The following is a 26,999-nucleotide window of genomic DNA, read 5'->3' as shown; positions in this document are numbered from 1 at the left end:
GGACTTCAGTCGCCGCCGACGAAGACGGGGGCACCCAGGCCGGTCTCGCTGTCGGAGTAGCCCTGCTCGCTGTGGGCGCTGACGTCGATCCCGGCGATCTCCTGGCTGACGGGAACGCGCAGCGGCATGACCAGCCCGACCAGTTTCAGCAGGATGAACGAGCCCAGCCCGGTCCAGGCGACGGCGGCGGCCACTCCGATGATCTGGATGACCATCTGCTCGCCGACGGGTTTGCCCGCTCCGGTCGTCCAGGCCAGCGCGCCGGTCAGCAGCGCGCCGACGATCCCGGCGACGCCATGGCAGGCGAAGACGTCCAGCGCGTCGTCGGCCTTCATGCGGGTCTTGAGCTGCACGGCAGCGAAGCTCGCGGCGGCGCCCAGCACGCCGACCAGCACCGAGGCCAGCGGGGAGACGAAGGCGCAGGCGGGGGTGATGGCGACCAGACCGACGACCAGTCCGGTGGCCGCGCCCACGGCGGTGGGTTTGCCAGTGCGCACACTTTCCAGGCCCAGCCAGGTGAGCATCGCGGCGGCGGGGGCGATCAGGGTGGTCATGAAGGCCAGCGCGGCGGTCTGGTTGGCGGCCAGGGCGCTGCCCGCGTTGAAGCCCATCCAGCCGAACCACAGCAGGCCCGCGCCTAGCAGCACGAAGGGGACGTTGTGGGGGACGTGCGCGGTCTTGGGGAAGCCGATGCGGGCGCCCAGCACGGACGCGGCGACCAGTCCGCTGACTCCGGCGGCGATGTGGATGACGGTGCCGCCCGCGAAGTCCAGCGCGCCCATCTTGAACAGCCAGCCGTCCGCGTTCCAGACCCAGTGGGCCAGCGGGGCGTAGATCAGCAGGCTCCAGAGACCGCCGAACAGCACGAAGGCCCCGAAGCGCATGCGCTCGATGACCGCACCGCTGATCAGGGCGACGGCGATGATCGCGAACATCGCCTGGAAGGCCGCGAAGATGTAGCTGGGGATGGTCCCGGTCAGCTGCCCGGCCAGGCCGCCAAAGCCGAAGTTGCTCAGGCCGCTGAAGAAGGCGTTCCCGCCGGGCGCGAACGCGATGGAGTACCCACCGAGCAGCCACAGCACGCCGACCAGCCCGATGCACACGACGCTCATCATCATGGTGTTCAGGACGCTCTGGGTGCGGCTCAGGCCGCCGTAGAAGAAGGCGAGGCCGGGGGTCATGAGGAGGACCAGCGCGGAGGCGACGATCATCCAGGCGGTGTCGCCGGTGTCGAGTTTGGGCGCCTCGGTCTGCGCGAGGGCCGCGCCGCCCAGCATCAGGGCCAGCGGAAGGGTCTTGCGGAGGTGGGTCATGGGTTCACTCCTGTGGGGGTGAGGCGGGTCTCGGTGACGGGGGTCAGGGCGGCGTTGTCGCGCTCGCCGGTGCGGATCCGCACGACCTGTTCGAGCGGCTGGACGAAGATCTTGCCGTCGCCGACCTCGCCGGTGCGGGCGCCGTGGCAGATGGCGTCGATGGCAGCCTGCACGAAGGGTTCGCTGACGGCCATGCGGACCTCGACCTTGTCGCGGAACTCGACCATCACGCGGGTGCCGCGGTAGTGCTCCACGATTTCCTGCTCGCCCCCGTGCCCGCTGACGCGTCCGAGGGTGATGCCGCTGATGCCCGCCTGGAAGAGGGCTTCCTTGACCTGCTGGACCCGTTCGGGCCTGATGACAGCCGTGACCAGTTTCATGGCGTCTCCTTTTTGCCGCGCAATTTGCAGTGACCGCATCCCTGCATGCCCCCAGCTTAGGAAGATGAGTGCAGAATGTCAAAATTTATTCGAACATTTGGCTAGATTCCCAAGGACAAACCGCAGTGAATCTGCGGGCAGGGGTACCAGCCCGGTACGAATCTGTGCAGCGTGCACCGCAAACCGCACACAACCCGCACGCGCCCCCCCACAACGCAGAGAGGAGAGGCCACCCGCTCGCCTCTCCCCTCCCCCACCCGCCGCGCCGCTAGATCAGCCGCCGGGAACGTCGCGCCGACCAGAAACGGTACACACCGACCACGATCACGACCAGCAGCAGGGCGGCCAGCAGAGGCGCGAACACCGCCAGCGCACTGAGCAGCAGACTCGTGCCGTCCTCCACCGAACTGACCACCGGGTTCCCCAGCCCCGCCGTCGTGGCCGTCGCCACCGGCCGCACCGCCGTGCGGGTCGCCTGCACCCCCCCCGCCACGATCAGACCCAGCGCCATGCTCAGCGCCGGAGGCACGTCCGCCACGCCCGACTGCGCCGCGAACAGCACCGCGCCCGCCGCCGCGTTCACCACCCCACCCGCCACGTGCAGCACGTGATCCACCCCCGGAATCTTGTCCCCCACGAAATCCAGCGCGCCGACCACCGCCACGCCCAGCAGCACCCACGGGTTCGCCAGCAGGTCGAACGGCGCGTTCAGCTGAATGATGTCCGCGCGGGACAGCAGCCCCACCAGCAGCAGCGGAATGAACGCGTTCAGGCCCGCCGCACCCGACAGACCCAGCGACGACAGCAGACCGGACAGGAGTTCCATACGCCCCCATTACGACCCGCGCCGCCCCCCGGTTGCCAGGGGGCGGCGTTGGGTGAACCCTGACGCAACAGGGTCAGGGGCAGTTCAGCGCAGGTAGGCGACCAGCAGGTTCACGCCGGCGCGCAGGTCGTCCACGTGCACGGCTTCCACGATGGTGTGGATGTAGCGGGTGGGGAGGCTGAGGGTCAGGGTGGGTACGCCCTCGCGGCTGCGCTGGATGGCCGCGCCGTCCGTGCCACCGAGCGCCAGGACCTCCAGCTGCGCGGGAATGCCGCGCTCCTGCGCCAGATCCCAGAACTGATCGACCAGCGGGCGGTGCGAGATCATGCTGGAGTCGAACACCTTGATGCCGATGCCCTGCCCCATGGTGGTCACGGCCTCATCCGGGCCGACGCCGGGCGTATCGACGGCCAGGGTGACGTCCAGTCCGATGCCGACGGTGGGTTGCACGCCGTACGCGGCGGTGATCGCGCCGCGCAGGCCGACCTCCTCCTGGGTGCTGAACACGGCGATCAGTTCGTGCCGGGGCGGGGCGTCCCGTAGGGCGCGCAGGGTCTCCAGGAGCAGGAACACGCTGGCGCGGTCGTCCATGGCCTTGCCGCACACCAGCCGCCCGACCTGCCGGGCCGTCTGGTCCAGGGTGACCATGTCGCCGATGCGCACCTGCGCGCGGACCTCCTCGGCATTCAGGCCCAGGTCGATGATGAACTCCTTCACCTCGGGGATCTTCTTGCGTTCCTCGGGAGTCGCGATGTGCACGGGTTTCCCGCCGGGCGTCATGATGCCCGGCAGCGCCCCGCCGCGCGCGTGGACCGTGACGTTCCGCGCGAAGAGATTGCGGGTATCGAACCCGCCCAGCGCCTGCACGCGCAGGTACCCGCGGTCGTCGATGAAGCGCACCAGGAAGCCGATCTCGTCCATGTGCGCGCTGATCATCACGCGCTCGGCCACCTCGCCCTTCTTCACGCGGGGCGCGCGGCGGGCGATGACGTTCCCCAGGGCGTCCACGCGGACCTCGTCGACCAGGCCGTCCAGTTCGGCCAGCACGAGGTCGCGCACGGCGTCCTCCTGCCCGGGGACGCCCGGCAGGTCCGACAGGCGCATCAGGAGGTCCAGGCGCAGGTCCGTCACGGTGGACGGGGCGGGGGCCGCGTCAGCCTTCTTCTGTTTTTTCGACACGCCCGCCAGTATGCGCCGACGTTAAAGGATTGTCCTGCGGGGTTCGCCCAACCGGGACGGCCTCTCCGTCCGCGGCAGGTTTCGGAGGTTTAGCCGGGGCGGGCGGTTTCGGGCGCAGGTCCGTTCCGTTGAACTGCCCCTGCGCCTCCGCCAGCCCGGACGTAGCCCAGACCTCGGCGGCGTTCGCCGCCAGGCGCACGAGTTCCGCCAGATCGGCCTTCTCCTCGTCACGCCAGCGGCTCAGCACCCAGTCCGGCACCTCCCAGCCCGCCGGTGGGCGCGAGATCCCGACCTTCACCCGCGCGAAGGCCTCGTGCCCCAGCAGCCGGATGATGTCCCGCACGCCGTTCTGCCCACCGTGCCGCCCGCCCATCCGCACGCGCAGCAGCCCGAACGGACTGTCCAGGTCGTCCTGCAGCACCAGCAGCGACTCGCCGCCCAGCTTGTAGAACGACATCAGCGGCGCCACCGCCTTCCCGGACGCGTTCATGAACGTCAGGGGCCGCACCAGCAGCACCTTCGCGCCCACCCCAGAGCCCAGACGGACCTCGGCGACCTCGGCGTCCCTGCCCTCCTTGCGCCAGGACGCCCCGGCGCGGCGGGCCAGTTCGTCCAGCACCAGCCAGCCCACGTTGTGCCGCGTCTGTGCGTACTGCGCGCCCGGATTGCCCAGGCCCACGATGATCTTCACGCTCATGCCGACTCCGGTGAACCGGGCTGGTCAGCCCGGTTCACCCGCGTGGATGCAAGAAGGAGCAGGGCGGATGCCGGGCGTGGAGTGAAACCACCGGAGCGGTCCCGGTGGTGGAACGAAACAGACGGAATCCCTGACATAACCCGGCTTACGCCTGGATGCCCCCCAGCAGTTCGCGCCACTTCGATTCGGTCTCGCGCACGCGGGCGTCGCCCTTCGCGCGGTTGTACCCGCCGCGGAACTCCGCGAAGCGGGTGTCGGTCTCGGCGAACAGCAGCCCCAGCGCCTGACGCACGTCCGTCAGGTTCCGTTCGGTCAGGGTGGTGTCCCTGGCGTCCAGCACCTCGTCCAGGGTGGCCATCAGGCCCGACAGGGGCCGCAGCCACTGGAACTGCGGGTGGTTCATCACCAGCGAGTACAGCTCGAACGGACCCTTCACGGGGCCGTTCATGAACTCGTACTCGCCCTTGGCGACGTCCAGCAACGCCGAGTGAAAGTGCCGCAGGGCCGGAACGAGCGCCGTGAGTTTCGCGCGCACGTCTGCGTCAGTGGGAGCGTCAGTCATACCCCCCAGCGTAGCAAGCAGCGCCAGAACCCCGCATGCCCCCGGATCTTCATGCCGCCCGCCCCGGTCCGTGTCAGGATGAGGCGCACCCACTCACCCACCGGGAGACCCCATGACGGACCCCCCGCCCCGCGACCCTGACCCGCGCGCCACCGGCCCGACCACGCCCCACGTGACCGTCGCGTTCCACCCGCCGCAGTACGCCCAGACGCTACCCACCGCGGCCCTGGCCCGGCTGGACGCGCGGCTGGCCCACCTGCATGCCCGCACCCCCGACGACGTGCTGCGCGCCACGCTGCGCGACGCGGCCCGCCTGCTGGGCGCCCACCTGACCTTCCGCGCCCCCGGACGGCGAGCCGACGCACACCCCTGGCAGCCGGACCGCGACCTGCTGGGCGTCAGCGTGCGCCGCGCCGCGCACCTGCTGCACCTGCGCCCCTCCGCTCAGCGCGATGCCCGCGCGCTGCGGGACGCCGTGACCCGCTGGCCCAGCGGCACCCTGCTGATCGCGCGCGGGGGCGTCATCCAGGCGCAGCTGAATCTCGCGTGCGACCTCGACCGCCTGGAGCTTGAGGACCTGCTGCGCGGCCCGGTCAGTCTGCGCGTCCATCGCCTGCGGCCCGGCGGTCAGCTGGACCAGTGGGCCACGCCCGACTGGCCCGCCCACTGACGCGGCGCCCGGTCTGCCCGGACGGGTCAGTTCAGCAGGGCGCCGCCCTCGCCGCCCAGTCCGGCCGCCGCGACGTCGAGCGGCGCCCCGGCCGTCAGGTGCGGGGTCCACATGCTCGCCGGGCCCGGGCGTCCCGTCAGGTACCCCTGCACGGCGCCGCACCCCAGGTTCCGCAGCGCCTGCATCTGCTCGGGGGTCTCCACGCCCTCGACGATCACGGTCAGGTTGAGACTGCGGCCCAGGCCGATCAGGGCGCCCACCACCCGCTGCTCGATGGGGGACTCCGCGATGCCCGTGATCAGTGAGCGGTCCAGTTTCAGTTCGTTCAGCGGCAGCTGCAGCAGCGTACTGACCGACGACTGCCCCGTCCCGAAGTCATCCAGCGACAGCTGCACGCCCAGCGCCTGCACCTGCGCCAGCTGCCGCGCCGCCCGCTGCAGGTCCTGCACCGTCAGGCGCTCGGTGATCTCCAGTTTCAGCTGACCGCCGTCCAGGCCGTGACGGCGCAGCGTGTCGTGAACGCGCTGCGTGAAGTCCTCCTGCGCGACCTCCAGCGCCGAGACGTTCACCGCGACCGGCACCCGCAGGCTCCACGCGGCCGCCTGACGGCACGCTTCGTCCAGCACCCAGGCCCCCAGGTCGCCGATCAGCCCGGCCTCCTCCGCCAGCGGCACGAACCGCGCCGGGGACACCAGACCCAGCTGCTGATCCGTCCAGCGCACCAGCGCCTCGAAGCCCAGCAGAGCGCCCGTCGCGGTGTCCACCTGCGGCTGGTAGTGCAGGTGCAGACCCCCGTCCTGCAGTGCGTGCCGCAGCCGGTTTTCCAGGTGCAGCTGGCCGTGCACCGCGGCGTCCATGGACTTCCGGAAGAACTGCACGCTGTTCTTGCCTTCCCGCTTGGCCTGGGTCATGGCCAGATCCGCCTGCCGCAGCAGGTTCGCCGGGAGGCTGCTGTCCGGCGGGCTGACCGCCACGCCCATGCTGCACCGCACGGTCACCGGCGTGCCGTCCACGTGGAACGGCGCGGCCAGCACGCCCTGCAGGCGGCGTGCCACGCCCGCCGCCTCAGAGCGCCCGCCGACATCGGGCAGCAGCACCACGAACTCGTCCCCGCCCAGGCGCGCCACGGTGTCCGAGGGCCGCACGTCCTCCTGAAGACGCTGAGCGACTTCGCGCAGCACGGCGTCTCCCACCGCGTGACCCAGCGTGTCGTTCACGCGGCGAAACCCGTCGAGGTTGATCGAGATGACCGCCAGCGCCCGCTCGTCACGGGCCAGGCGGCGCAGTTCCATCTGCAGCCGGTCGAGCATCAGCGTGCGGTTGGGCAGTCCGGTCAGCGCGTCATGCTGCGAGTCGTGCGCCAGCTGGGCCGCCAGCAGCCTCAGCTGCTCCTCGGTGCGCTTGCGGTCGCGGATGTCGCGGTCCTGCCCCAGGATCATCTCGCGCCCCCCGACGCTGACCAGGCTGCTGGCACTCTCGATGGGGAACACCGAGCCGTCCCGGTGCAGGTGGGAGCCCTCGCCGTGCACCTGCTGCTCCTCGCGGATCCAGGCGAGCAGGTCCGGGCCGTCCTCGACCATCATGGGGTACGGGTGCAGCAGATCGATGGACTGCCCGACCAGTTCGTGGCGTTCGTAGCCGTTCATGCGGCAGAACGCCTCGTTGCAGTCGACGATCCGCCACGGCACCTGGGGGTCGTTCGGGTCGATCAGCACGACGCCGTCCGCGGACCGTTCGAACAGCACCCGGAACCGGTCCTCGCTTTCCTGCCGGGCGCGGCGCTCGTCGCGTTCCCGCGTGACGTCCACGCCGGTCGCCACGACCAGGGCCACCCGGCCGCGTGCGTCCAGCAGCGCCGTGTTCGACCACAGGATGTACCGCAGGTGGCCCTCACGGGTGCGCCAGTGGTTCTCGTAGCGGTTCGGGAAGTCCCCGGCGGTCAGCGCCTCGAAGGTCGCCACGACGCCCTCGACCTCGGGTTCCGGCAGCACGAACGGCCACAGCACCTGCCCGCGCAGCTCCTCGAAGCTGTAGCCGGACAGCGCCTCGGCCGCCGCGTTGAACCTCACCACGCGCCCCTGTGGGTCCAGGACCACCACCAGGGTGTCCGTGATGCTCAGGACCGCTTCGGCCAGTCCCGCCCCACCGGGCTGAGTCGCAGACGCGATCGCGGCAGTCAGGCGGGTCAACATGCGGTCAGCGTACGGGGCGGCTCCTCACAGAACATTGACCCCCACCGACCGTGAACGCCCCTTAATCTGCGGGGCGGTCCCGCCGCAGCGCGCCGGTACTCCACAGCGCCCACGCGACCAGCACCGGCTGGAAGAACAGCCGCGCCAGCCGCTTGCGGTCGCTGTCCAGCCCGAAGGCACTCTGCCGCGACACGTACTGCGACACGTTCCCCGGGAAGATCGCCACGAAGAACGCCGCCAGCGCCAGCCCCACCCTGCGGCGCTGCACGCCGGAGAGCATCGCTGCGCCCAGCGCGATCTCGGCCACGCCGGACCCCAGCACCACGGCGTCCTTGTTCACCGGCAGCCAGGTGGGCACCTGCGCCTGAAATTCCTGCCGCTGCGCCGTCAGGTGGCCCACGCCGGCCAGGGTCATCAGCCCGCCCAGCAGCAGGCGCGCCGCGGCGCGGCGGGTTGAAGCAGAAGATCCGGAGGTCATCCCCTCACGGTAGTCAGGCGGCCGCCCCGGCACATGACAGGAAGCCCCCGCCCGCCTTGACCAAAGTCATGGGCACCGTGCCCGGGCGGCCCCAGGCTGAGGGCATGAGTGACGCGATCACCTCCCGCTGCGCGGGCGTCCGCGACGGCGCCTGCCTGGACGTCTGCCCCATGGCCTGCATTCACGACGCGGGGGATCAGTTCGTGATTCACCCGGACGAGTGCATCGACTGCGGCGCCTGCGCGGTCGTCTGCCCCGCGCAGGCCATCGTGGAGGGCCGCGAGGCGCCCGGCGCGCTGGCGTACGCCCGGACCGCGCTCGGCCTGACGCCCTGAGCCGCGCCGCCCGTGGCAGGATCGGACCCGTGATCCTCCCGGACGCCCTGCGAGTCTCGCCGCTGCTGCGTCATGCGGCGCCCGGAACGCTGGCGCAGCTGGCGGCGCTGGCCGCGCCGGTGGACCTGCGCCGGGGGACGTTTCTGTGGCACTGCGGCGACCCGGTGAGCACCGCGTTCATCCTGCTTCAGGGTGAAGTGCATCTCACGCGCCCCCAGGCAGGCGGGCGCAGCCTCAGCGTCCCCGTGAACGCGGCCGGGCACCTGCTGGGCCTCCGGGACGTCCTGGGGCAGGCGGCCACGTTCGCGGAGGACGCCGTGGGCAGCGCTCCGCGCAGTCAGCTGCTGGCACTCCCCGGCGCGTCCCTGCGCCAGTGGACGCTGCGTGACCCGCGTCTGGCGGACTCGGCCCTGACCCTGCTGGCCGCGCAGACCCGCAGCGCCGAGGCCCGCCTGGACCTGCTGAGCACGCCGGTGCACGCCCGGCTGATCGGGTACCTGCTGGCGCGCGGGCCGCACGTCCTGCCGACCAACTCGGCGCTGGCCGCGCAGCTGGGCACGGTGCCGGAACTCGTCAGCCGCCACCTGGGGGATCTGTACCGGCAGGGGCTCATCACCCTGCGCCGCCGGGAAGTGGTGGCGCTGGAGGAGGCGCAGTTGCGCCGCCGCCTGCCCGGTTAGTGGGCGATGCAGGCGCGGCCCCCACCGTCCGGCAGGGGCCGCGCCTGGGCAGGGCTGGGTTAGAGGGTGCCCTTGAGGGTCGTGGCGACCTTGAAGCGCACCTTCTTCCCGGCGGGAATGGTGATGCGCTCGCTGGTGCCGGGCCTGACGCCGGTGCGGGCGGCGGTCTGCGTGACGCTCAGGGTGCCCAGGCCGGGCATGCCGACGCTGCTGCCGCCGCGCAGGGCCTCGACGATGCAGTCGATGACGGTGGCGACGGCGTCCCCGGCCTGTTTCTTGTTCAGGCTGGTCTTGTCGGCGACCATGTCGATGATCTGGGTCTTGGCGATCTTCCCGGCCTCGGCTTTCGGGGCGGGTTTCGCCGCGCCTTTCCTGGCGGGGGCGGGTTTCTTCGCGGCGGGCTTGGTGCTCTTGGCCATACGTGCAACCTCCAAAGACTGAAGTGGGAACAGCGAGCGGCACAGGGCGAACGCGGTTGAATTGTGGGCTCAGCCGCACAGTAACACAGCTGCGCCGGGCGTCAAGAGGGGCTGGAGGTGCGCCCAGCGGGGGTGCAGCCCTCCCCTACCGCCGGTCGGCGTGGAACCACCTCGCACCGGGGAGCGCGGGCCGTTACCGCGGGTCCGCGCGCGGCCGGTCAGGGGCCCGCAGCGTGAGGGTCCGCGCGCGGCCGCTCAGAGCGTCGAACGTCCACAGGCGTCCGCGCAGCGGCTCGCCCACACCGCCCAGGACCTTCAGGGCCTCCAGCGCCATGAGCTGCCCGGTCAGGGCGGGGACCGGGCCGAGCACGCCGGCCTCGTCGCAGCTGAGGTCGTCGCCGGGGTCGGGGAACACGTCGCGCAGGCCCGCGTGGGGGCCGAACACGCTGACCATGCCCGTGGTGCCGCTGGCCGCGCCCCAGATCCATTCGCGGCCCTGCGCGGCGCAGGTGTCGGCGATCAGGTACCGCGTCTCGAAGTTGTCGGTGGCGTCCACGACGAGGGTCACGCCGTCCAGCAGCGCGGGCAGGGTGCCTGGCGTGACGCGCGGCGCGACCCGCACCTGCACGTGGGGATTGATGGTCTGGGCGCGCGCGGCGGCCAGTTCTGCCTTGGCGCGGCCCACGTCGGGCGTGGCGTACAGCGTCTGGCGGTGCAGGTTGCTGACGTCCACGTGGTCGTCATCCGCAACCGTCAGGGTGCCGACGCCCGCCCCGGCCAGACTGGCGATGACCGGGCTGCCCAGGCCTCCGGCGCCGACCACGAGCACGTGCGCGGCCTTCAGGCGGTCCTGCGCGCCGGCGTCCAGCCATTCGGGGACCAGAAGCGCCCGCGAGTAGCGGCGCAGTTCCGGGCGGGTCAGCGGGCCGGGCATGCGGGCAGTGTAGCGGGCGCGTGCGGGACGGGGCCGCTCTAGAATGCGCGGCGTATGCCTGACCTGCCTGCCCCGCTGCCGCCCGCACTCACGCTGCTCGTGACGGTGGCGGCGTTCCTGCTGGGGTCGCTGGTCAGTGGCGTGCTGTACTCGCGGGCGCGGGGCGCGGACATCCGTGACCGGGACCTGCCGGGCGGGAGCGGCACGTGGCGGCAGTTCGGGCGGGGCGCAGCGGTGCTGGTCACGGTGGGTGACATCCTCAAGGGCGTGCTGGCGGCCCTGCTGGCCCGCGCGCTCGTTCCGCAGGGCGGGGAGGCGCTGGCGGCCCTAGTGACGGGCGCGGTCGTGGCCGGGCACTGCTACCCCGCGTTCTTCGGCTTCCGGGGCGGCGGGGGCATCGCTCCGCTGCTGGGGGCGCTGCTGGTGTTCACGCCGGGCGTGCTGCTGGCGCTGCTGCTGACCGCGGCGGTCGTGATTCCCACCTACAAGGCCACCCTGCAGGCCCGGGTCAAACTGAACGCGGTGCCGTTCACGACGGCGGTCGCGGTGCCCGTGGGCCTGCTGGTGGGCGCCCTGACCGGCGGCTTCTGGCCGCTGCTGGCGGGTGGCGCGGTCATGGCGGTGCGGGCCGCGCACCTGCTGCGCCTGGAGCGCGCGTGACGGCGGCCCGGCGCGCGGCCCTGACGCTGGCGCTGCTGGGCGCGGCGCTGCCCGGCGGCGCGGCCGCCACGACCACCCTGGACGGCCGCACGCTGCGCCACGAGGGCGGCGGCACCTGGCAGCGGACCCTGCCGGACGCCCTGGGTCCGCTGAGCAGTCCCCTGGAGGTCGGGCCCACCGTGCTGATCGGTGCGGGCCCTGCGGTGTACGCGCTGGGCGCGGCGGGCGTCGTGACCGGCCGCGCGGACCTGCCGGGCATCGTGAGCAGCCTGGATGCGGGCGGCGGGATCGTCACGGTCAGCACGCTGCTGGGCGGGGTCACCGAGCGCTTCACGCTCAGCGTGCAGGGCGGAACGCTGGGCGTGCAGGAGCGGGTGGTGCTGCCGCCCGACCCGGTCGTGACCGGGCACCTGGCCAGCGTGGCGGATCAGGTGCCGCCGGCCGGACTGGCGGCAGCGGCGCGCCTTGATCCGCTCAATCCGTTTCTGGCGCTGCGGCTGGCGCAGGCTCAGCCGGACCCGTACGCGGCGCTGAGCCTAGTGCGGCGCAGCCTGAGCGGGCCGCTGCCGTTCCCGGCGTGGGTGCAGCTGGCCGCGCGGCTGGACGGCGCGGGGTTTCCGTCGGCGGCGGACCTGGCCCTGACGCAGGCGCAGGAGGACGCCGCGGCGCGCGGCCTGGACCCGGAGATCCCGGTGAACCGCGCGGCGCTGGGCGCGTACGGGAATCCCAGCGGGTACGTGGGCACGCTGCTCGCGCAGGGCCGCGTGGACCGCGCGGGCGTGTGGATGACGTACCTGCGGGACCTGCACCCCCGGTTCGAGGGCGGCGGGGCGCTGTACGAACGGTTCGCGCGGACGCTGGACGCCCAGGGCCGCGAGGGCGAGGCGGCCGAGTGGCGGCAGTTCGAGCGTTCCCTGCGGGTCGGCACGCTATACAACCTGGGCCTGGAGGGCCTCGGGGCCGTGCGGGACGCGGCGCGCCTGGCGAGTCTCGCGCTGGGCGTCAGTCTGCTCGCCGCGCTGCTGACCCTGGCGCTGCGGGCCTTTCCGGCGCAGGCGGACGATACCCGCGCCCTGGGTGGCCGGTACCGGTCGTGGGTGCAGCGGCCCCTGGCGCGGGCGCGGCGGGTGTTCGTGGCGTACGCGTCGCCCAGCGAGCGCCTGACCGTGACGCTGCTGGCGCTGGCGCTGCTGGCCACGCTGGGCGGCGTGCAGTGGGCGAACCTGGCGGGCGCGGCGCTGCGTTCGCCGGTGCTGTCGAGCGGCACGTACGGCGGAGGCTGGTGGGACGCGCAACTGGACGGCCTGAACCGTCGGCCCGGGCCGGACGCGACGCTGCTGACCGCGCTGGGCGCGCAGCTGGACGGCGAGGACACCCGCGCCCGCGAACTGTACGCCACGCTGCCGGACGCGTGCGCGCAGAACAATCTGGGCGTCATTGCCCGCGACCGTGGAGACGCTCCGCAGGCGCGCGAGCGGTTCCGGGCGGCGCTGGCGGCGCAGCCGGACCTGATGGCCGCCGCGTTCAACCTGGGCCTGAAGCCCGCGTCGCCCGAGGCGACGTTCCAGCAGACGCTGCGGCCCGACCAGCCGCGCCTGTGCTACCCGGACCAGCGCAGCCTGACCCGCGCGGTCACGGGGGACCTGAGCGTCACGCTGCGGGCGTCGATGCGCGACCCGCTGGCGCTGCTGGACCCGTCGCCGGGCGGGTCGGCGCGGCTGGGGCTGGCGCTGCTGGGCGTGGCGGGGCTCGCGGCCCTGCTGGTGCTGTCGCTGCTGCTGCCGCGCACGCCGCTGCCTGCGGACCGGTCGCGTCCGGGCGGATTCCGTCTGCTGGGCCTGCTGCTGCCGGGCGCGTCGCTGCTGGATTCCCCGTGGGGTGGGGTGCTGCTGGGCGCGTGGGGAGTGCTGGTGGCGGGGCTGCTGTCCCTGTCGGGCCTGGTGACCTTCACGGGCCTGCCGCTGGTGGGCACGCGGGCAGCGCTGCTGGGGGCGCTGGCGGGCACGTACGCGCTGAACACGCTGGCGTTCGTGCTGGCCGAGGTGCGGCACGCGCGCCGCGTGGCCCGCGAGCGGCTGGACCCCGGGACCTGACCCGGGACCTGAACTGGGGCCTGGGCGGCAGGGCGCGCGGGCGTACCGTCTGCGCGGCGCGGGCCTGTTAGCCTGCCGGGCATGATGTGGATTCCGTCTGTTCCGTTGACCGCGCAGCTCACCGGGCGGCCCACTTCACGCCCGGAACCTGCTCTGCTGAGGGTCGCGTCGGCGCGGGGGGCCTCGTGAGGCTGGTGGTGGGGGTGTCGGGTGGCAGCGGCATGCCGTACGCGGAGTCGATCCTGCGGGCGCTGCGTGACCTGGGGGTGGAGTCGCATCTGGTGGTCAGCAGCGGCGCCAAGCGCGTCATGACGGCTGAGGGGTCCGGGCCGCAGCTGGCGGACCTGACGGCGCTGGCGTCGGTCGTGCATGACGACCGGGATCTGGCGGCGGGCGTGGCGAGCGGGTCGTTCCGGACGGACGGGATGCTGGTGGTGCCGTGCAGCGCGGGGACGCTGGCGAAGGTCGCGCAGGGGTTCGCGGACAATCTGGTGGCGCGCGCGGCGCACGTGACGCTGAAGGAGCGGCGGCGGCTGGTGCTGGTGCTGCGTGAGGATCCGCTGCCGCGCCCGATGCTGCTGAACATGCTTGCCGCGCATGACGCGGGGGCGACCGTGATGACGGCCAGCGCGGGCTTCTATCACGCGCCGGGCAGCGTGGACGAGCTGCTGCATTTCGTGACGGCGCGGGTGCTGGATCAGTTCGGGCTGGACGTGCCGGGCTTCCGCCGCTGGCGCGACGGGGAAGGGTGAGGCCCGGGGGCGTGCGGGTCGCGGCGCTGATTCCGGCGGCGGGGTCGGGCACGCGGCTGGGGCTGGGGCCGAAGGCGTTCGTGGAGGTCGCGGGCCGCAGCCTGCTGGGCCGCAGCGCGGCGGCGCTGGCCCCGCACGTGGACGAGGTGCTGGTGGCGCTCCCGGCGGGCCTGGACCTGCCGGAGGACGTTCCGGCGCGCGCCGTGACGGGCGGCGACACGCGGCAGGCGAGCGTGCGGGCGCTGCTGCGCGCCACGCGGGCGGACGTGGTGCTGGTGCATGACGCGGCGCGGCCCTTCCTGCCGGGCGCGGTGGTGGGCGCCGTGATCGCGGCGGCGCGTGAGGTGGGCGCGGCGACGGCGGCGCTGCCGGTGGCGGACACCCTGGTGCGGGCCGGGCCGGGCGGCGACTGTGGCACCCTCTGGGGCACCCTCACCCCGCGCGAGGGGCTGTGGGCGGTGCAGACCCCGCAGGGGTTCCGGCGTGACCTGCTGCTCGCCGCGCACGAGGCCGCGCTGACCGACGGGTTCGCGGCGACGGACGACGCGGGCCTGATCGCCCGGACGGGCGGCGCGGTGCGGCTGGTGCCGGGGGACGCGCGGCTGTTCAAGGTGACCACGCCCGGCGACCTGGCCCTGGCGCAGGCGCTGGCCCCGGTGTGGGACGCGCAGGTGTGGGAGACCGACCCGGTGTGGGATGCTGGGGGGGCATGAGCGACCCTGCTGCCGTCACGTACTTCGCGCCCGCCAAGGTGAACCTGGGCCTCAGTGTCCGGGACCTGCGTTCGGACGGGTACCACGAACTGCACTCGCTGATGGTGCCCCTGAGCGTCGGGGACGACCTGGAGATCGCCCCCTCCGACACGCTGACCCTGCGCGTCGAGGGCGCGGACCTGCCCACCGACGAGGGCAATCTGGTGTTCCGCGCGGCCCGGGCGTACCTGGACGCGGCGGGGGTATCTGGCGGCGCGGCGATCACGCTGCACAAGCGACTGCCGCTCGCGTCGGGCCTGGGGGGCGGCAGCAGCGACGCGGCGACCACGCTGATGGCGCTGGCGCGGCTGTACCCGGCGGGCGTGGACCTGCCGGGCCTGGCGCTGCGGCTGGGCGCGGACGTGCCGTTCTTCCTGCTGGGCCGCGCGGCGGTCGCGTCGGGCGTCGGCGAGGTCCTGTCCCCCACCCCGGTGCCGCGCGTGGCGCTGGTGCTGCTCAACCCGGGCGTGGCGGTCAGTGCCCGCGACGCGTACGCCTGGCTGGACGCCGAGGAGGGCTTCACGCCCGCCCTGGATGTCGAGGCGATCCTGGCGGCCCTGTCGAACGGGCGGCCCGTTCCCTACCTGAACGCGCTGCAGGACCCGGTGGCGGCGCGCCACGCGCCCATCCGCGAGGCGCTGGCGGCCCTGACGGGCGCGGGGCTGCACTCGGCGCTGATGAGCGGGTCCGGCAGCACCTGCTTCGCGCTGGCGCGGGACGCCGCGCACGCGCACGACGCGGCGCAGCTGCTGGCGGCGCGGCATCCCGGCTGTTGGGTGCAGCCCGCGCAGGTGCTGGGCTGAATCTTCAGAAAGCGTCAGGTAAGTGACCGGTAAGGCGTGTGGGGTTAGCCTGCCGGTACCCCACGTGTGGTTCCTGACTCTTCGCCCCGTGGTGGCCAACGGAGCTTCAGCGTGACCCATTCGCCCACCCTGATCACCAATCCCACCCTGTTCGTCCCGACCGCTGCCTTCGAGCAGATCAGCACGCTGCCGCAGCGGCACACGCTGCCCGGCGCGGAACTCATGGTCTTTCAGTTCTCGAACGGGTACGGCGCGGCCGTGACCCGCCAGCTGTCCCGCCCGGAGGACAGCGCCTTCGAGTTCTGCGTGCTGGACTGCATGCAGCCCACGCCGCAGCCGTGCTTCTCGACGACGGTGGCGACCGCGTTCCTGTCGGGCCTGTCCCGCGAGGGCACCGAGGGGCTGCTGATGCTCACCGAGCGGCTGGGGCTGCACCCGCGGCGCGTGCAGGCGAACAGCAGCCTGCTGGACGAGGAATTCTGACCGGCATCTCCCAGACGGACTGAACGGCTTGAACTGACCGCGCGGCGGGGGCACCGATACCCCCGCCGCATGTTTTGGCACGGCCCGGCGGCGCGGGGCTATGCTGCGCGGGTCACATGAACACGAAAACGGTGGGTCCGCTGCGGCGGAAGGGGTCGTGGGGTCGCCGCGTGGCGACCGGCGCGCTGGGGACACTGCTGCTGCTGGGCGCGGCGGGCGGCGGGGCGTACGCGTGGCTGCGCCTGAGCAGCGAGCCGCAGCGCGCGGGGAACGTGGACCTGCCGGGCCTGGGCGGGAACGTGCAGGTCACGCGCGACGCGTGGGGCGTGCCGCACATCCGCGCGCAGACGGACGAGGACGCCGTGTTCGCGCTGGGCTTCGTGCACTGGCAGGACCGCGCGTGGCAGATGGACTTCCAGCGCCGGGTGGCGCAGGGCCGACTGGCGGAGGTGCTGGGCGAGGCCGCGCTGCCGCAGGACAAGTTCCTGCGCACCTGGGGCTTCCAGCGGGCCGCGCAGAGTGCCCTCCCTGCCCTGGACGGGCGGTCGCGCCGATTGATCGCGGCGTACACGGCGGGTGTGAACGCCGCGCAGGGACGCGGGAAGACCGCCCTGGAGTTCCGGATCCTGGGCTACACCCCGGAAGCCTGGCAGGACGTGGACACGGTGTCCTGGAGCAAGCTGATGGCCTTCGATCTGGGCGGCAACTATGACGACGAGGTGCTGAACGCGCACGTCGCGCGGCGGCTGGGCGCGGGCGGGCTGGACGAGGTCACGGCGCCGTACCCGGCGGGTGGCCCGACGATCCTCAGCGCGGACGAGGTGGGCGAGGAGAACGCCGCGCCGCAGATGGGCACCACCTCCGCTGCGCCCAACCTGCCGGATAGACCCGGTCTGCCGGAGGCGACGGTCGCGGCGCTGCGGGCGCACCTGCGGGCCGCCGAGGCGCTGGGCATGCAACAGGTTCCCGGAAAGGGCAGCAACGACTGGGTGATCGCCGGGTCACGCACCACGACCGGCAAGCCCATCCTGGCGGACGACCCGCACCTCGCGCTCACGGCGCCGATGCTGTGGTACCTCGCGGACGTGCAGGGTAGGGACCTGAAGGCCATCGGGGCGAGCATCCCGGGGCTCCCGGCCATCGTGATCGGCCGCAACGAGCGGGTCGCGTGGGGCGTGACGAACATGAACCCCGACGTGCAGGACCTGTACGTGGAACCCGAGGACGCGAAGCTCACCAGCCGCCCGGAGGTGATCAAGGTCAAGGGCAAAGAGGACGTGACGATCACCGTCCGCGAGAGCGCGCACGGGCCGGTCATCAGCGACAACGGGGGCGGCGGCCTGAACTTCGCGGACGCCGGGCCGCGCGTGGCGCTGAAGTGGACGGCGCTGCAACCGGGCGACACCACCATGGACGCCTTCCTGGGCCTGAACTACGCGCAGAACTGGACGGACTTCACGCGGGCGCTGTCCCGGTACGTGGGGCCCAGTCAGAACTTCGTGTACGCCGACGTGGACGGCAACACCGGGTACTACGCGCCGGGCCGCGTGCCCATCCGCGAGGGCTGGGACGGCAGCGTGCCCGTCCCCGGCGACGGCAGCCGCGAGTGGCGCGGGTACGTTCCGTTCGAGGCGCTGCCCCACACCTTCAACCCCGCCGACGGTCTGGTCGTCACCGCGAACAACAAGGTCGTCCCCGACGGGTACCCGTACCTGCTGGGCAACGCCCGCAACTGGGCCGAACCGTACCGCGCCCAGCGCATCACGGACCTGCTGACCGCCACGCCGAAACTGAGCGTGGCGGACGTGCAGCGCACCCAGCTGGACACCCACAGTCTCGTCTGGGACGACTTCCGCCCCATCCTGCTGGCCACGAAGCCCGGCAGTGACCGCGCCCGGCAGGCGCTGGGCACCCTGCAGGGCTGGGACGGCAACATGACCACCGGCAGCGTGGGTGCCCTGATCTTCGAGGCGTGGCTGATGAACCTGCAGGAGATGGCCCGCGACGAACTGAACGACGAGACCGTCCTGAACAGCCTGTCCGTCCTGAACCAGCTGCGCGGCGGCGGGGACCTGTGCGCGCGGGGCGGCCAGGGCGACTGCGCGGCCCTGCTGACCCGCACGCTGGACACCACGCTTGCTGACCTGCAGGCCCGCCTGGGAGACGACATGACCGGCTGGACGTACGGCCAGCTGCATCAGGTGGCCAGCAACCACCGCGCGTTCGGGAACGTGAAGGCCCTGGCGTGGCTGTTCAACCACCACGCCCCCACCCCCGGCGGCACGAACACCGTGAACGTCGCCCGCCCGCAGCACGGCACCTTCGCGCAGACGCACGGCGCCAGCTACCGCCAGATCGTGGACCTGGGCGACCCCGACCGCAGCCTGTACGTCGGCAGCCTGGGGCAGGCCGGCAGTCCCCTCGCGCCGCACGCGACCGACCAGATGAACCGCTGGATCGGCGGGCAGTACCTGCCCATGAGCACCAGGGCCGCCGACTGGGGAAACACGCAGACCCTCACCCTTCACCCGGCGGGCAAGTAGGTAGACTGCGGTATGGCCGAACCTCACCGCGTGCGCGACGCCCTGCGCGCCAGCATGACCGCCTGGGCCACCCTGACCGTCCGGGACGACCAGGCCCGCGTGACCCTCGCCCCCGACCTCGACGTGCTCGCCCCGCAGCTCGACGCGATCGACCCCGGCTGGAGCCTCACCTGGGCGTGCGACCACCCCGCGCCGCCCATCGTCCGCGCCCGCCTGAGCGTCCTGGGCGCCACCCGCGAGGGACTGGCCACCGCGCACACCCTGCCCGACGCCAAGCTGGCCGCACTGGCCGACCTCGCCCGCGCGTACGGCGTCACGCCCACCAGCGACCCCGTCTGGGTGGAGTACGACCCGGACGACGGCGCGAACACCAGCGAACTGGAAACCGACACGCCCACCCCACCCCCCACCATCGACCGCCCGCTACCCCCCCAGCCGCCCCGCGACCCGCAGATGGAAAAAGCCCGGCGGCACATCGAGGATCTGCTAGAGCAGCTGAAAGTCGCCGGGCGCGGCGGGGAGGCCGCCCGCATCCTCATGCGCGGCTACGGCGAGACGCTGGAAGAAAGCCGCGCCATCTACAAGGATCTCCACGCGCTCCTGAAAGGCTGACCCCATGCGTAAATTCATCGCTTTCGGAGACGTCCACGCCGACTTCGACCTCCTGTGGACCGCGCTGCGCGCCGCCAGCTGCGCCACCCTGGACGGCCTGCCCACCCCACCCGTCCAGGCCGGCATGTTCCAGGTCATCCTGATCGGCGACCTCGTGCACCCGAAGAACGACCGCGACTACGCCCGCCTGATCGGCCTGCCCCGCTTCGACCACAAGAACCCGGACCACCTGTTCCTCGCCGCGCGCGAACAGATCCGCCACCTGGAACGACTCAAGGCGTACCAGGACGCCGCGCCCCACGCCGTGCACATCATCCTCGGGAACCACGACGACGCCGTCCTGAACACCAGTTACGTGCTGGGCACCAGCGGCGGCATGGTCCACGTGGAATTCGACCCGGACCACGGCGGCCTGATCCTCCCCGAGCACCTCGCCGCGTGGATGCGCAGCTTCCCCCGCGAGATCCGCGTCGGCACCGTCCAGTTCGCGCACGTCTCCCCGCTGCCCGCCCACGCGCACTACGACGACCTGTTCTACGCCGACCACGCCCCCAAACGCTGGTTCCGCGAATCCCCCGAGTACGTCCGCCGGGCCGGACTCGACTACGGCGTGTACGGCCACACCCAGATCGACGGCGGCATTCTCCTCGACGAGGAGAACAGCCTCGCCATGATCGACGCGCTGCACTCCCGCGAGTACCTGGAACTGCTGCTCGACCCCGGCCAGGAACACCCCGTGAAGAACGTCCGCGCCGTCCCCTTCTGAACCACCCCGCCGCGGCCGCCAGCCCCCCCACGTTGACAACCGTGAAACGCGCCGCTATCCTTAACCCCGCTGCTTTTGCAGCCCCTTCAAGGCACGGTCCGGTAGTGTAGCGGTTAGCATATCTGCCTGTCACGCAGAAGGTCGCGGGTTCAAATCCCGTCCGGACCGCCAAGGAAGGCTAGGTAGCTCAGCTGGTAGAGCAAACGACTGAAAATCGTTGGGTCGCCGGTTCAAGTCCGGCCCTGGCCACCACCAATGAAGCCCCCACCTCAGCGGTGGGGGTTTTTCGTGCCCTCATGCGCGCGGGCGATGCTGGATGGCATGACGCCACAATTCACGCCTGAAGCCCTGCGCGCCGTCGCGGCGTTCCTGCCCGTCATGGCGGACCCGGCGTTCCGCTTCACGGACGGTCAGCCGCCTGCCGTGGTCCTGCCGAACGGCGGGGTGCAGATGCGCGGGTACGCGTACGATCCGCAGGTGGCGCGGCTGCTGGACACCCTGAACGCGTTCGGGTGGGTGTATGGGGACGAGCGGTTTCAGTGGCCGCAGTGGGCGCAGACGCCAGAGGCGCGAGCGCTGCGGGACGACCCGGCGGTGCTGGCCCGCGCGACCCCCGCGCAACTGGCGCGGCTGTTGACGGTGTTCGCGCGGCAGGAGCGGTTCAACGACGGCTCGCGCCTGGGCTTCTGGGAGTCCGGGCTGCTGCTGGGCATCCTGCGCCGCGCCGCGGCACTGGCGGAGGCGGCGGGCTGAGCCCTCTCCCCTGCCGGGGGCCTGCGCGCGTTTGTTCCGCGCCCCCTGGCGGTCATGCATGGAGTTGTGGATAATGCGCGGTTGAGGTCGCGCCTGCGGGTGCGGACTCCCACAACCGGGTGACCTGTGCTGTCACCCCAGGCCCGCGCCGTTCAGGGTGCGCGCCTGCCGGGAGGAAAGACATATGACGAACGTGACTGCCGAGGCCGACTGCGCGCCCCAGAACCCTGGTTTTGACCGCCGCTACGACGTGCAGGGCTTAGACGCCATCGACGTGGCGGTGCTGGGTACTTTCCCGCACGTGCGCGAGGACGACCCGGTGCGCTACCCGGGCGAGCCGATGCAGATCGAGATCGTGACGGACGAGTTCAGCCCGGTGTGCCCCTGGAGTGGCCTGCCGGACTTCGGCCGCCTGGAGATCCGGTACCTGCCGCGCGAGGCGTGCGTGGAACTCAAGAGCCTGAAGTACTACCTGACCAGCTACCGCTTCGTGGGCATCTACCACGAGCACGCGACCCGGCGGGTCCTGGCGGATCTGGTGAACCTCCTGAATCCGCTGAGCATGGAGATCCGCTGTGATTACGGCATGCGCGGCGGGCTGAACACGATCTGCACCGTGAAGTACGTCGCGCCCAACCACCAGCCCCAGGGGGCGTAAGCGGATGCCGTGGAAACTGAGTTCGGAGTTCACGTTCGATTCGGCGCACGTGATCACCGGCTACGACGGGCCGTGCGGGAGACTGCACGGGCACACGTACCGCGTCCGGATGGAACTCACCAGTGACCGGTTGCGCCCGAGCGCGCACGTGAAGCGGGCCATCATGGTCGCGGACTTCAAGACCCTCAAGTGGGCGAAGAAGGACATCGATGCCGGCGGTCTGGACCACGCATACCTGAACGACATCCCGGAACTCGGCGACGACACGACCGCCGAGGTTGTCGCCGCGTACATTCACCGCCACACCATGAAGCGCGTGCGCGCCGACCTGCCCGCGGGGGACGACGGCGCGGACCTGCGCCTCCACGTGACGCTCTGGGAGACACCCGACAGCTCCTGCGAGTACTGGGAGTGAGGGCATGAAATACCCCGTGTACGAGCGGTTCTACACCTGGCAGGGCGAGGGGGTGCACCTGGGCCGCGCGGCGTACTTCATCCGCCTGTACGGCTGCCCCCAGGCCTGCCCCTGGTGCGACAGCGCCGGAACGTGGCACCGCGACTACCGCCCCGACGGCGTGACCCTCATGGATGCCGCCGAGTTGGCCGAGGTGGTGCGCGCCGAGAGCCCCGACGGCGCAGTGGTGGTCATCACGGGAGGCGAGCCGATCCTGTTCGACCTCGCGCCCCTGACGGACGCCCTGCACGCCCTGGGCCGCCGCGTCCACATCGAGACGAGTGGCATCGCGCCCCTGCGCGGGGCGCTGGACTGGGTGACGCTGTCGCCCAAACCCTTCGGGCAGCTCCCGCTGCCCGATGTCGTGGCGCTAGCGGACGAGGTGAAGATCATCGTCCACGAACCGGGCGACCTTCAGGCCGGACTGGACACCCTGAGCGGCCTGCCGGACGGGGCGGTGATCTGGCTGCACCCCGAATGGAGCAAGGCCCGCGAGCGGGACCTAGGGGTGCTGAACGCGATCACACAGGCGGTCAAGGAGAACCCGTGCCTGCGGGCCGGGTACCAGATGCACAAGCTGTACCGCGCCGACGACCTCGACGCGCACAGCGACAAACGCCTCATCCCCTTGGGCGGGAACGCGGCACTCGGGTACTGATACGGACTCCGGTTGAAAGGTTTGCAAAAACTTTCAACCCGAGCGGAGCGAGCAGGAGAAAAACGGGTTCCGGGCGTGGAGTTGGCAACCCGGTGCTGTTCCGGGTTGTCAACGAAACAGACGGAATCCGTATGAGACGGGATGTGGGTTGTAGGCACTGCGGCCTGAACCACGCTGTTTCTCCTCCCCCTTGAGGGGGGAGGCTGGGTGGGGGTGAACCCCACCGGAGGTTGGACATGACGGAAGGGAAGAAGCGCGCGGTGGTGCTGCTGTCGGGCGGGCTGGATTCGAGCACGGTGCTGGGGATGGCGACCCGCGACGGGTACGCGTGCACGGCGCTGTCGTTCCGGTATGGGCAGCGGCACACGGTGGAACTGGAGCGGGCGGCGACGGTCGCGGCGCACTTCGGGGCAGCTCACCGGGTGATCGATATCAACATCGGGTCGTTCGGGGGGAGTGCCCTGACGGACGAGTCGATGGTGGTGCCGACGGACGGGACGGAAGATGGCGTGATTCCGCCGACGTACGTGCCGGGGCGGAACACGGTGTTCATCGCGGTGGGGCTGAGTCTCGCTGAAGCAATTGATGCGGAGCGGGTGTTCCTGGGGATCAACGCGGTGGATTACAGCGGGTACCCGGACTGCCGCCCGGAGTACCTCGCGGCGTACCAGACGCTGGCGGACCTGGCGACGAAGGCGGGCCTGGAGGGGCGCGGGGCGGTGCTGACGGCGCCGCTGGCGGAGTTGACGAAGGCGGACATCGTGCGCGAGGCGCTGGCAGTGGGCGTGCCGATCGACGTGACCTGGAGTTGCTACCAGGGGGGCGAGGAACCGTGCGGGGTGTGCGACTCGTGCCGCATCCGGGATAAGGCGCTGATCGAGGCGGGCCGACCCGACCTCGCCACCACCTACGCCCAGGCGCAGCTGTAATCACAGCAGGAAGAGGCGGGACGCCGGGGTTCTTCCCCACGCGTCCCGCCTCCTATTGATGGCGTTCCTTACAGCGGTTTCCGGCTCCATTGAAGGGCCAACAGCACCCCCTTCAACTCCACCTCCAACCGCCGATGCCGGCGGATTCTCGCTCCGCTCGTTTCAGGAAGACTGAGAAAACCCCTCAGTCTCCCTGAAAGCCGCTGTCAGAGGATGCTCTTGACGACCTTGCTGACGTTCTGGACGCTGAAGCCGAACTTCTCGAACAGGACGCTGGCGGGCGCGCTGGCGCCGAAGGTGTCCATGCCGATGACGGCGCCGTCCGTGCCGACCCATTCGTACCAGGGGCTCTTGGCGGCGGCCTCGATGGCGACGCGTTTCACGCCGGGGGTGAGGACGCTGTCGCGGTAGCTGCGGTCCTGGGTGCGGAAGACTTCCATGCAGGGCATGCTGACCACGCGCGCCTGGATGCCCTCGGCGGCCAGGGCCTCGGCGGAGTCCAGGGCGAGGCTGACCTCGCTGCCGGAGGCGATCAGGATGACCTGCGCGCCGTCGGCGTCGCGGACGACGTAGGCGCCCTTCTTCACGCCCGCGTGGTTGCGGGGCAGGATCGGGAGGTCCTGGCGGGTCAGGGCCAGGGCGGTGGGGCCCTTGTCGTACTCGAGGGCCATCTGCCACGCGGCGGACGTCTCGTTGGCGTCGGCGGGGCGGATCACGTGGGCGCCGGGCACGGCGCGGAGCATGGCGATCTGCTCGATGGGCTGGTGGGTGGGGCCGTCCTCGCCCAGGCCGATGCTGTCGTGCGTGAGGACGTACGTGACGGGCTGCATCTGGATGGCGCTGAGGCGGAAGGCGGGCTTGAGGTAGTCCGCGAACACCAGGAACGTGCCGACCATGGGGTGCAGGCCGCCGTAGAGGCTCAGGCCGTTCGCGGCGGCGGCCATACCGAATTCGCGCACGCCGAACAGGACGTTGCGTCCGGCCATGCTGCCGCTCTGCATCTCGCCGCCGTCCTTGATGGTGGTCTTCGTGCTGCCGCTCAGGTCGGCTGAGCCGCCCATCAGGCCGGGGAGGACCTTCGCCAGGGCGTTGATGACTTCACCGCTGGCGTTGCGGGTGGCGACGCCCTTGCCGCCGACCTCGTAACTGGGCAGCGCGTCGGCGAGGTTCGCGGGCAGTTCACGCTTCAGCATCGCGTCCACCTCGGCGGCCAGTTCGGGGTGCGCGGCGCGGTAGCCGTCCATCAGGGCGTTCCACTCGGCTTCCAGTTTCGCGCCGCGTTCACGGGCGTCCATGTGCGCCTTGACTTCCTCGGGCACGGTGAAGGCGGGGTAGTCCCAGCCGAGGGCGGTCTTGGTGGCGGCGACGCCCTCGGCGCCCAGGGGTTCGCCGTGGGCCTTGCTGGTCCCGGCCTTGGGGCTGGCGAAGCCGATCACGGTGCGGACCTGGATCAGGGTGGGGCGGTCGCTGGTCTGCGCTTCCTTCACGGCGGCGCGGATCTGGTCGAGATCGTTGCCGTCGGCGACCTTCAGGACGTTCCAGCCGTACGCGACGTAGCGGGCGGCGACGTCGTCGCTCTCGGCCTTGAAGGTGGCGGTGTCGAGCTGCACCTGGTTGTCGTCGTGCAGCCAGATGAGTTTGTTCAGGCGCAGGTGCCCGGCCAGCGCGGCGGCCTCGTGGTTCACGCCTTCCTGCAGGTCACCGTCGCCGAGGATGGCGTAGGTGTGGTTGTCGAAGATGGGGAACTCGGGGCGGTTGTAGCGCGCGGCGAGGTGCGCCTCGGCCATGGCCATGCCGACGGTCATCGCGGCGCCCTGGCCGAGGGGGCCGGTGGTGGCGTCGAGGCCGGGGGTGTGGAAGAACTCGGGGTGGCCGGGGGTCTTGCTGCCCCACTGGCGGAAGTTCTTCAGTTCGTCCAGCGAGAGGTCGTACCCGGTGAGGTGCAGCAGGCTGTAGATCAGCATGCTGGCGTGCCCGGCGGACAGCACGAAGCGGTCACGACCGGGCCATTCGGGGTGAACGGGGTTGAAGCGCAGGTAGTCCTGCCAGACGACGTACGCCATGGGCGCGGCGCCCAGGGGCGCGCCGGGGTGGCCGCTGTTGGCGGCCTGCACGCCGTCGATGCTCAGGGTGCGGATGGTGTTGACGCTCAGCTGTGGGATGTCGCTGGACATGCCGTCATCCTACCCCGAGAAGAGTATGTGTACCGTGTACACTTTTTGGCTCTTTCTAGACGCGCCCCCGAACCGGCGCGGGAACAGCCCCACAGAGAAGCGCTCCCGGCGACGCGGGAGCGGGGAACAGTCGGGGTCTGGGCCATCCGTCCTGGGGAGCAGGCGCACCATCGGCACCTCCATTCCGGTGACAACAGAATACGCCCCAGGCAGAATATATGCAAGTCCTTCCGTGAATACCTGCTGAGTCGACATGCACCCACCCTTGAATCTCCCTTCATTCCAGGTAGGCCAGATGACGTACCCGCCCGATTCGCGCCGCGCCCACACGCCAGCGCACAGTGAACACATGATCACCCGCTCCCCTGAACCGGCCGACGCCTACGCGGCCGCCCTGCTCCTCAACAGCACCCAGGAACCCCATTTCCACACCACGGCTGCCCGGCTGCGCACCACCTGGGAACGCCACCCCACCCGCATACTTGTTGTCGGTGAGCCCGGCCAGCCGCGCGGCCTTCTCACGCTGTGGGCGCCGGAATTCCACCCCACCCACCTGTGGATCGGCCTCCACCTGCACCCCGACCACCGCGCCGACGACACCGCCCCCACGCTGATGCACGCCGCCCGCGACGCCGCCCGCGCCCAGGGACTCACCCACCTGTGGCTGAGTGTCCGCGAGGACTACCTGAGTACCGCCCCCGATCTACCCACCCTGGGCCTGCACGAGGTTCACCGCACCTTCGGCGGCGGATTGCACCTGCGCGGATGGACGGATCCTACCCTCGACCTCCGCCAGGAACTGGAGGCGCGGGGCTACCACTTCACGCCCGCCCAGCCACACGCCGACGACCCCAGACTGCACGACCTGTACGCCCGCACCCGCGACCACAAGGTCACGGCGGCGCCGACCATCCCCGAAGCGTCACCCACCCTGACGGGCGAGGACAGCCTCTGGGACGCCGCGTACCTCGCATGGCACGGCGAGACCCTCGTCGGCCTCTCCCTGCCGGAACGCTCTCGACTGGACGCCTGGAACGCTGTCCTGACAGTCACCCCCGAGCACCGCCGCCAGGGCGTGGGCCGCGCCCTGCTGGCCCTGACGGCCCGCGCCCTCCAGAACCAGGGGATCACGTTCCTGAACACCGCTGGCAGCGCCGCGGACAGGGCGTACCTGCGCGCCCTGCGGCAGGTCGGCGCGAACATCGAACCCGACTGGATCGCCTGGGAGGGTTCATGCTGATAAC

29 protein-coding genes and 2 tRNA genes are annotated in these 26,999 nt (G+C 71.5%); 20 read left to right on the top strand and 11 right to left on the bottom strand.

Annotation, left to right across the window (positions count from 1 at the left end; all coding sequences use genetic code 11):
* Positions 1 to 5: 5 nt before the first annotated feature.
* The 6 genes from IEY69_RS14495 to IEY69_RS14470 form a co-directional block, all read right to left on the bottom strand.
* A complete protein-coding gene (locus IEY69_RS14495) occupies positions 6 to 1,313 on the bottom strand; it encodes an ammonium transporter (RefSeq protein ID WP_189073861.1) in 1,308 nt (435 codons plus the stop codon).
* The gene (locus IEY69_RS14490) at positions 1,310 to 1,693 is read right to left on the bottom strand and encodes a P-II family nitrogen regulator (protein WP_189073860.1); all 384 of its coding nucleotides are present in this window, start codon (positions 1,691 to 1,693) and stop codon (positions 1,310 to 1,312) included. The genes IEY69_RS14495 and IEY69_RS14490 overlap by 4 nt, the downstream gene beginning before the upstream one ends.
* A gap of 268 nt (positions 1,694 to 1,961) precedes the next feature.
* Complete coding sequence (locus IEY69_RS14485) at positions 1,962 to 2,519, bottom strand: DUF4126 domain-containing protein (RefSeq protein ID WP_189073859.1); 558 nt, start codon at positions 2,517 to 2,519, stop codon at positions 1,962 to 1,964.
* An 84-nt stretch (positions 2,520 to 2,603) separates the two neighbouring features.
* A complete protein-coding gene (locus IEY69_RS14480) occupies positions 2,604 to 3,698 on the bottom strand; it encodes a M42 family metallopeptidase (RefSeq protein WP_229783988.1) in 1,095 nt (364 codons plus the stop codon).
* Entirely contained in the window at positions 3,673 to 4,389 is a 717-nt protein-coding gene (gene pth / locus IEY69_RS14475) for an aminoacyl-tRNA hydrolase (protein WP_189073934.1), read from the bottom strand. The genes IEY69_RS14480 and pth overlap by 26 nt, the downstream gene beginning before the upstream one ends.
* Before the next feature lie 151 nt (positions 4,390 to 4,540).
* Positions 4,541 to 4,957, bottom strand: coding sequence for a hypothetical protein (locus IEY69_RS14470; RefSeq protein WP_189073858.1), 417 nt, complete (start codon positions 4,955 to 4,957; stop codon positions 4,541 to 4,543).
* Between the two features lie 112 nt (positions 4,958 to 5,069).
* On the opposite strand from IEY69_RS14470, the gene IEY69_RS14465 reads away from it, so the two are divergent.
* Positions 5,070 to 5,627 (top strand): hypothetical protein, encoded by a 558-nt coding sequence (locus IEY69_RS14465; RefSeq protein WP_189073857.1) that lies wholly within the window; start codon positions 5,070 to 5,072, stop codon positions 5,625 to 5,627.
* A gap of 26 nt (positions 5,628 to 5,653) precedes the next feature.
* On the opposite strand, the gene IEY69_RS14460 is transcribed toward IEY69_RS14465, so the two are convergent.
* Both IEY69_RS14460 and IEY69_RS14455 read right to left on the bottom strand, forming a co-directional pair.
* The gene (locus IEY69_RS14460; RefSeq protein WP_189073856.1) at positions 5,654 to 7,819 is read right to left on the bottom strand and encodes a putative bifunctional diguanylate cyclase/phosphodiesterase; all 2,166 of its coding nucleotides are present in this window, start codon (positions 7,817 to 7,819) and stop codon (positions 5,654 to 5,656) included.
* Positions 7,820 to 7,880: 61 nt separating this feature from the next.
* A complete protein-coding gene (locus tag IEY69_RS14455) occupies positions 7,881 to 8,297 on the bottom strand; it encodes a DoxX family protein (RefSeq protein WP_189073855.1) in 417 nt (138 codons plus the stop codon).
* A 104-nt stretch (positions 8,298 to 8,401) separates the two neighbouring features.
* Between IEY69_RS14455 and IEY69_RS14450 the strand changes: the two genes are divergently transcribed.
* Together IEY69_RS14450 and IEY69_RS14445 are read left to right on the top strand one after the other, a co-directional pair.
* The gene (locus tag IEY69_RS14450; RefSeq protein ID WP_189073854.1) at positions 8,402 to 8,632 is read left to right on the top strand and encodes a ferredoxin family protein; all 231 of its coding nucleotides are present in this window, start codon (positions 8,402 to 8,404) and stop codon (positions 8,630 to 8,632) included.
* Positions 8,633 to 8,661: 29 nt separating this feature from the next.
* Positions 8,662 to 9,312, top strand: coding sequence for a Crp/Fnr family transcriptional regulator (locus IEY69_RS14445; RefSeq protein WP_229783987.1), 651 nt, complete (start codon positions 8,662 to 8,664; stop codon positions 9,310 to 9,312).
* Between the two features lie 59 nt (positions 9,313 to 9,371).
* On the opposite strand, the gene IEY69_RS14440 is transcribed toward IEY69_RS14445, so the two are convergent.
* Positions 9,372 to 9,731 (bottom strand): HU family DNA-binding protein, encoded by a 360-nt coding sequence (locus IEY69_RS14440; protein ID WP_189073853.1) that lies wholly within the window; start codon positions 9,729 to 9,731, stop codon positions 9,372 to 9,374.
* Positions 9,732 to 9,924: 193 nt separating this feature from the next.
* Positions 9,925 to 10,665: a HesA/MoeB/ThiF family protein gene (locus IEY69_RS14435; RefSeq protein ID WP_189073852.1), complete on the bottom strand. Its 741-nt coding sequence runs from the start codon at positions 10,663 to 10,665 to the stop codon at positions 9,925 to 9,927.
* 54 nt (positions 10,666 to 10,719) lie between these two features.
* Here IEY69_RS14435 and IEY69_RS14430 point away from each other — a divergent pair, with 54 nt between their 5' ends.
* From IEY69_RS14430 to queC, 16 genes are all read left to right on the top strand, one after another.
* The gene (locus IEY69_RS14430) at positions 10,720 to 11,325 is read left to right on the top strand and encodes a glycerol-3-phosphate acyltransferase (protein WP_189073851.1); all 606 of its coding nucleotides are present in this window, start codon (positions 10,720 to 10,722) and stop codon (positions 11,323 to 11,325) included.
* Complete coding sequence (locus IEY69_RS14425) at positions 11,322 to 13,418, top strand: hypothetical protein (RefSeq protein WP_229783985.1); 2,097 nt, start codon at positions 11,322 to 11,324, stop codon at positions 13,416 to 13,418. The genes IEY69_RS14430 and IEY69_RS14425 overlap by 4 nt, the downstream gene beginning before the upstream one ends.
* A gap of 185 nt (positions 13,419 to 13,603) precedes the next feature.
* The gene (locus tag IEY69_RS14420; protein WP_189073850.1) at positions 13,604 to 14,170 is read left to right on the top strand and encodes a UbiX family flavin prenyltransferase; all 567 of its coding nucleotides are present in this window, start codon (positions 13,604 to 13,606) and stop codon (positions 14,168 to 14,170) included.
* Positions 14,167 to 14,883 carry a 2-C-methyl-D-erythritol 4-phosphate cytidylyltransferase gene (ispD, locus tag IEY69_RS14415; RefSeq protein ID WP_229783984.1) on the top strand — a complete coding sequence of 239 codons (717 nt, stop codon included), beginning with the start codon at positions 14,167 to 14,169 and terminating at the stop codon, positions 14,881 to 14,883. The genes IEY69_RS14420 and ispD overlap by 4 nt, the downstream gene beginning before the upstream one ends.
* Positions 14,880 to 15,725, top strand: coding sequence for a 4-(cytidine 5'-diphospho)-2-C-methyl-D-erythritol kinase (locus tag IEY69_RS14410; protein WP_189073849.1), 846 nt, complete (start codon positions 14,880 to 14,882; stop codon positions 15,723 to 15,725). The genes ispD and IEY69_RS14410 overlap by 4 nt, the downstream gene beginning before the upstream one ends.
* Positions 15,726 to 15,836: 111 nt before the next feature.
* Positions 15,837 to 16,208: a hypothetical protein gene (locus tag IEY69_RS14405; RefSeq protein WP_189073848.1), complete on the top strand. Its 372-nt coding sequence runs from the start codon at positions 15,837 to 15,839 to the stop codon at positions 16,206 to 16,208.
* A 116-nt stretch (positions 16,209 to 16,324) separates the two neighbouring features.
* Complete coding sequence (locus IEY69_RS14400; RefSeq protein ID WP_189073847.1) at positions 16,325 to 18,751, top strand: penicillin acylase family protein; 2,427 nt, start codon at positions 16,325 to 16,327, stop codon at positions 18,749 to 18,751.
* 12 nt (positions 18,752 to 18,763) lie between these two features.
* Complete coding sequence (locus tag IEY69_RS14395) at positions 18,764 to 19,363, top strand: single-stranded DNA-binding protein (RefSeq protein WP_189073846.1); 600 nt, start codon at positions 18,764 to 18,766, stop codon at positions 19,361 to 19,363.
* A 4-nt stretch (positions 19,364 to 19,367) separates the two neighbouring features.
* Positions 19,368 to 20,129 carry a metallophosphoesterase gene (locus IEY69_RS14390; protein WP_189073845.1) on the top strand — a complete coding sequence of 254 codons (762 nt, stop codon included), beginning with the start codon at positions 19,368 to 19,370 and terminating at the stop codon, positions 20,127 to 20,129.
* Between the two features lie 95 nt (positions 20,130 to 20,224).
* Positions 20,225 to 20,300: transfer RNA gene (locus IEY69_RS14385), tRNA-Asp, on the top strand.
* Between the two features lie 5 nt (positions 20,301 to 20,305).
* Positions 20,306 to 20,381: transfer RNA gene (locus IEY69_RS14380), tRNA-Phe, on the top strand.
* Positions 20,382 to 20,450: 69 nt separating this feature from the next.
* Positions 20,451 to 20,882 (top strand): DUF6508 domain-containing protein, encoded by a 432-nt coding sequence (locus IEY69_RS14375; RefSeq protein ID WP_189073844.1) that lies wholly within the window; start codon positions 20,451 to 20,453, stop codon positions 20,880 to 20,882.
* Positions 20,883 to 21,066: 184 nt separating this feature from the next.
* On the top strand, positions 21,067 to 21,540 hold the full coding sequence (gene queF / locus IEY69_RS14370; protein WP_189073843.1) for a preQ(1) synthase: 474 nt from the start codon (positions 21,067 to 21,069) through the stop codon (positions 21,538 to 21,540).
* Positions 21,541 to 21,544: 4 nt separating this feature from the next.
* Positions 21,545 to 21,955, top strand: coding sequence for a 6-pyruvoyl trahydropterin synthase family protein (locus IEY69_RS14365; RefSeq protein ID WP_189073842.1), 411 nt, complete (start codon positions 21,545 to 21,547; stop codon positions 21,953 to 21,955).
* A gap of 4 nt (positions 21,956 to 21,959) precedes the next feature.
* Entirely contained in the window at positions 21,960 to 22,652 is a 693-nt protein-coding gene (locus IEY69_RS14360) for a 7-carboxy-7-deazaguanine synthase QueE (RefSeq protein ID WP_189073841.1), read from the top strand.
* A 236-nt stretch (positions 22,653 to 22,888) separates the two neighbouring features.
* Complete coding sequence (queC, locus tag IEY69_RS14355; protein WP_189073840.1) at positions 22,889 to 23,581, top strand: 7-cyano-7-deazaguanine synthase QueC; 693 nt, start codon at positions 22,889 to 22,891, stop codon at positions 23,579 to 23,581.
* Positions 23,582 to 23,787: 206 nt separating this feature from the next.
* On the opposite strand, the gene tkt is transcribed toward queC, so the two are convergent.
* A complete protein-coding gene (gene tkt, locus IEY69_RS14350) occupies positions 23,788 to 25,755 on the bottom strand; it encodes a transketolase (RefSeq protein ID WP_189073839.1) in 1,968 nt (655 codons plus the stop codon).
* A gap of 349 nt (positions 25,756 to 26,104) precedes the next feature.
* Here tkt and IEY69_RS14345 point away from each other — a divergent pair, with 349 nt between their 5' ends.
* The gene (locus tag IEY69_RS14345) at positions 26,105 to 26,995 is read left to right on the top strand and encodes a GNAT family N-acetyltransferase (RefSeq protein WP_189073838.1); all 891 of its coding nucleotides are present in this window, start codon (positions 26,105 to 26,107) and stop codon (positions 26,993 to 26,995) included.
* Positions 26,996 to 26,999 lie beyond the last annotated feature (4 nt).

The sequence above is a fragment of the Deinococcus sedimenti genome, assembly GCF_014648135.1.
Taxonomy (GTDB): domain Bacteria; phylum Deinococcota; class Deinococci; order Deinococcales; family Deinococcaceae; genus Deinococcus; species Deinococcus sedimenti.
This window is presented reverse-complemented; position numbering and strand designations above follow the sequence as displayed.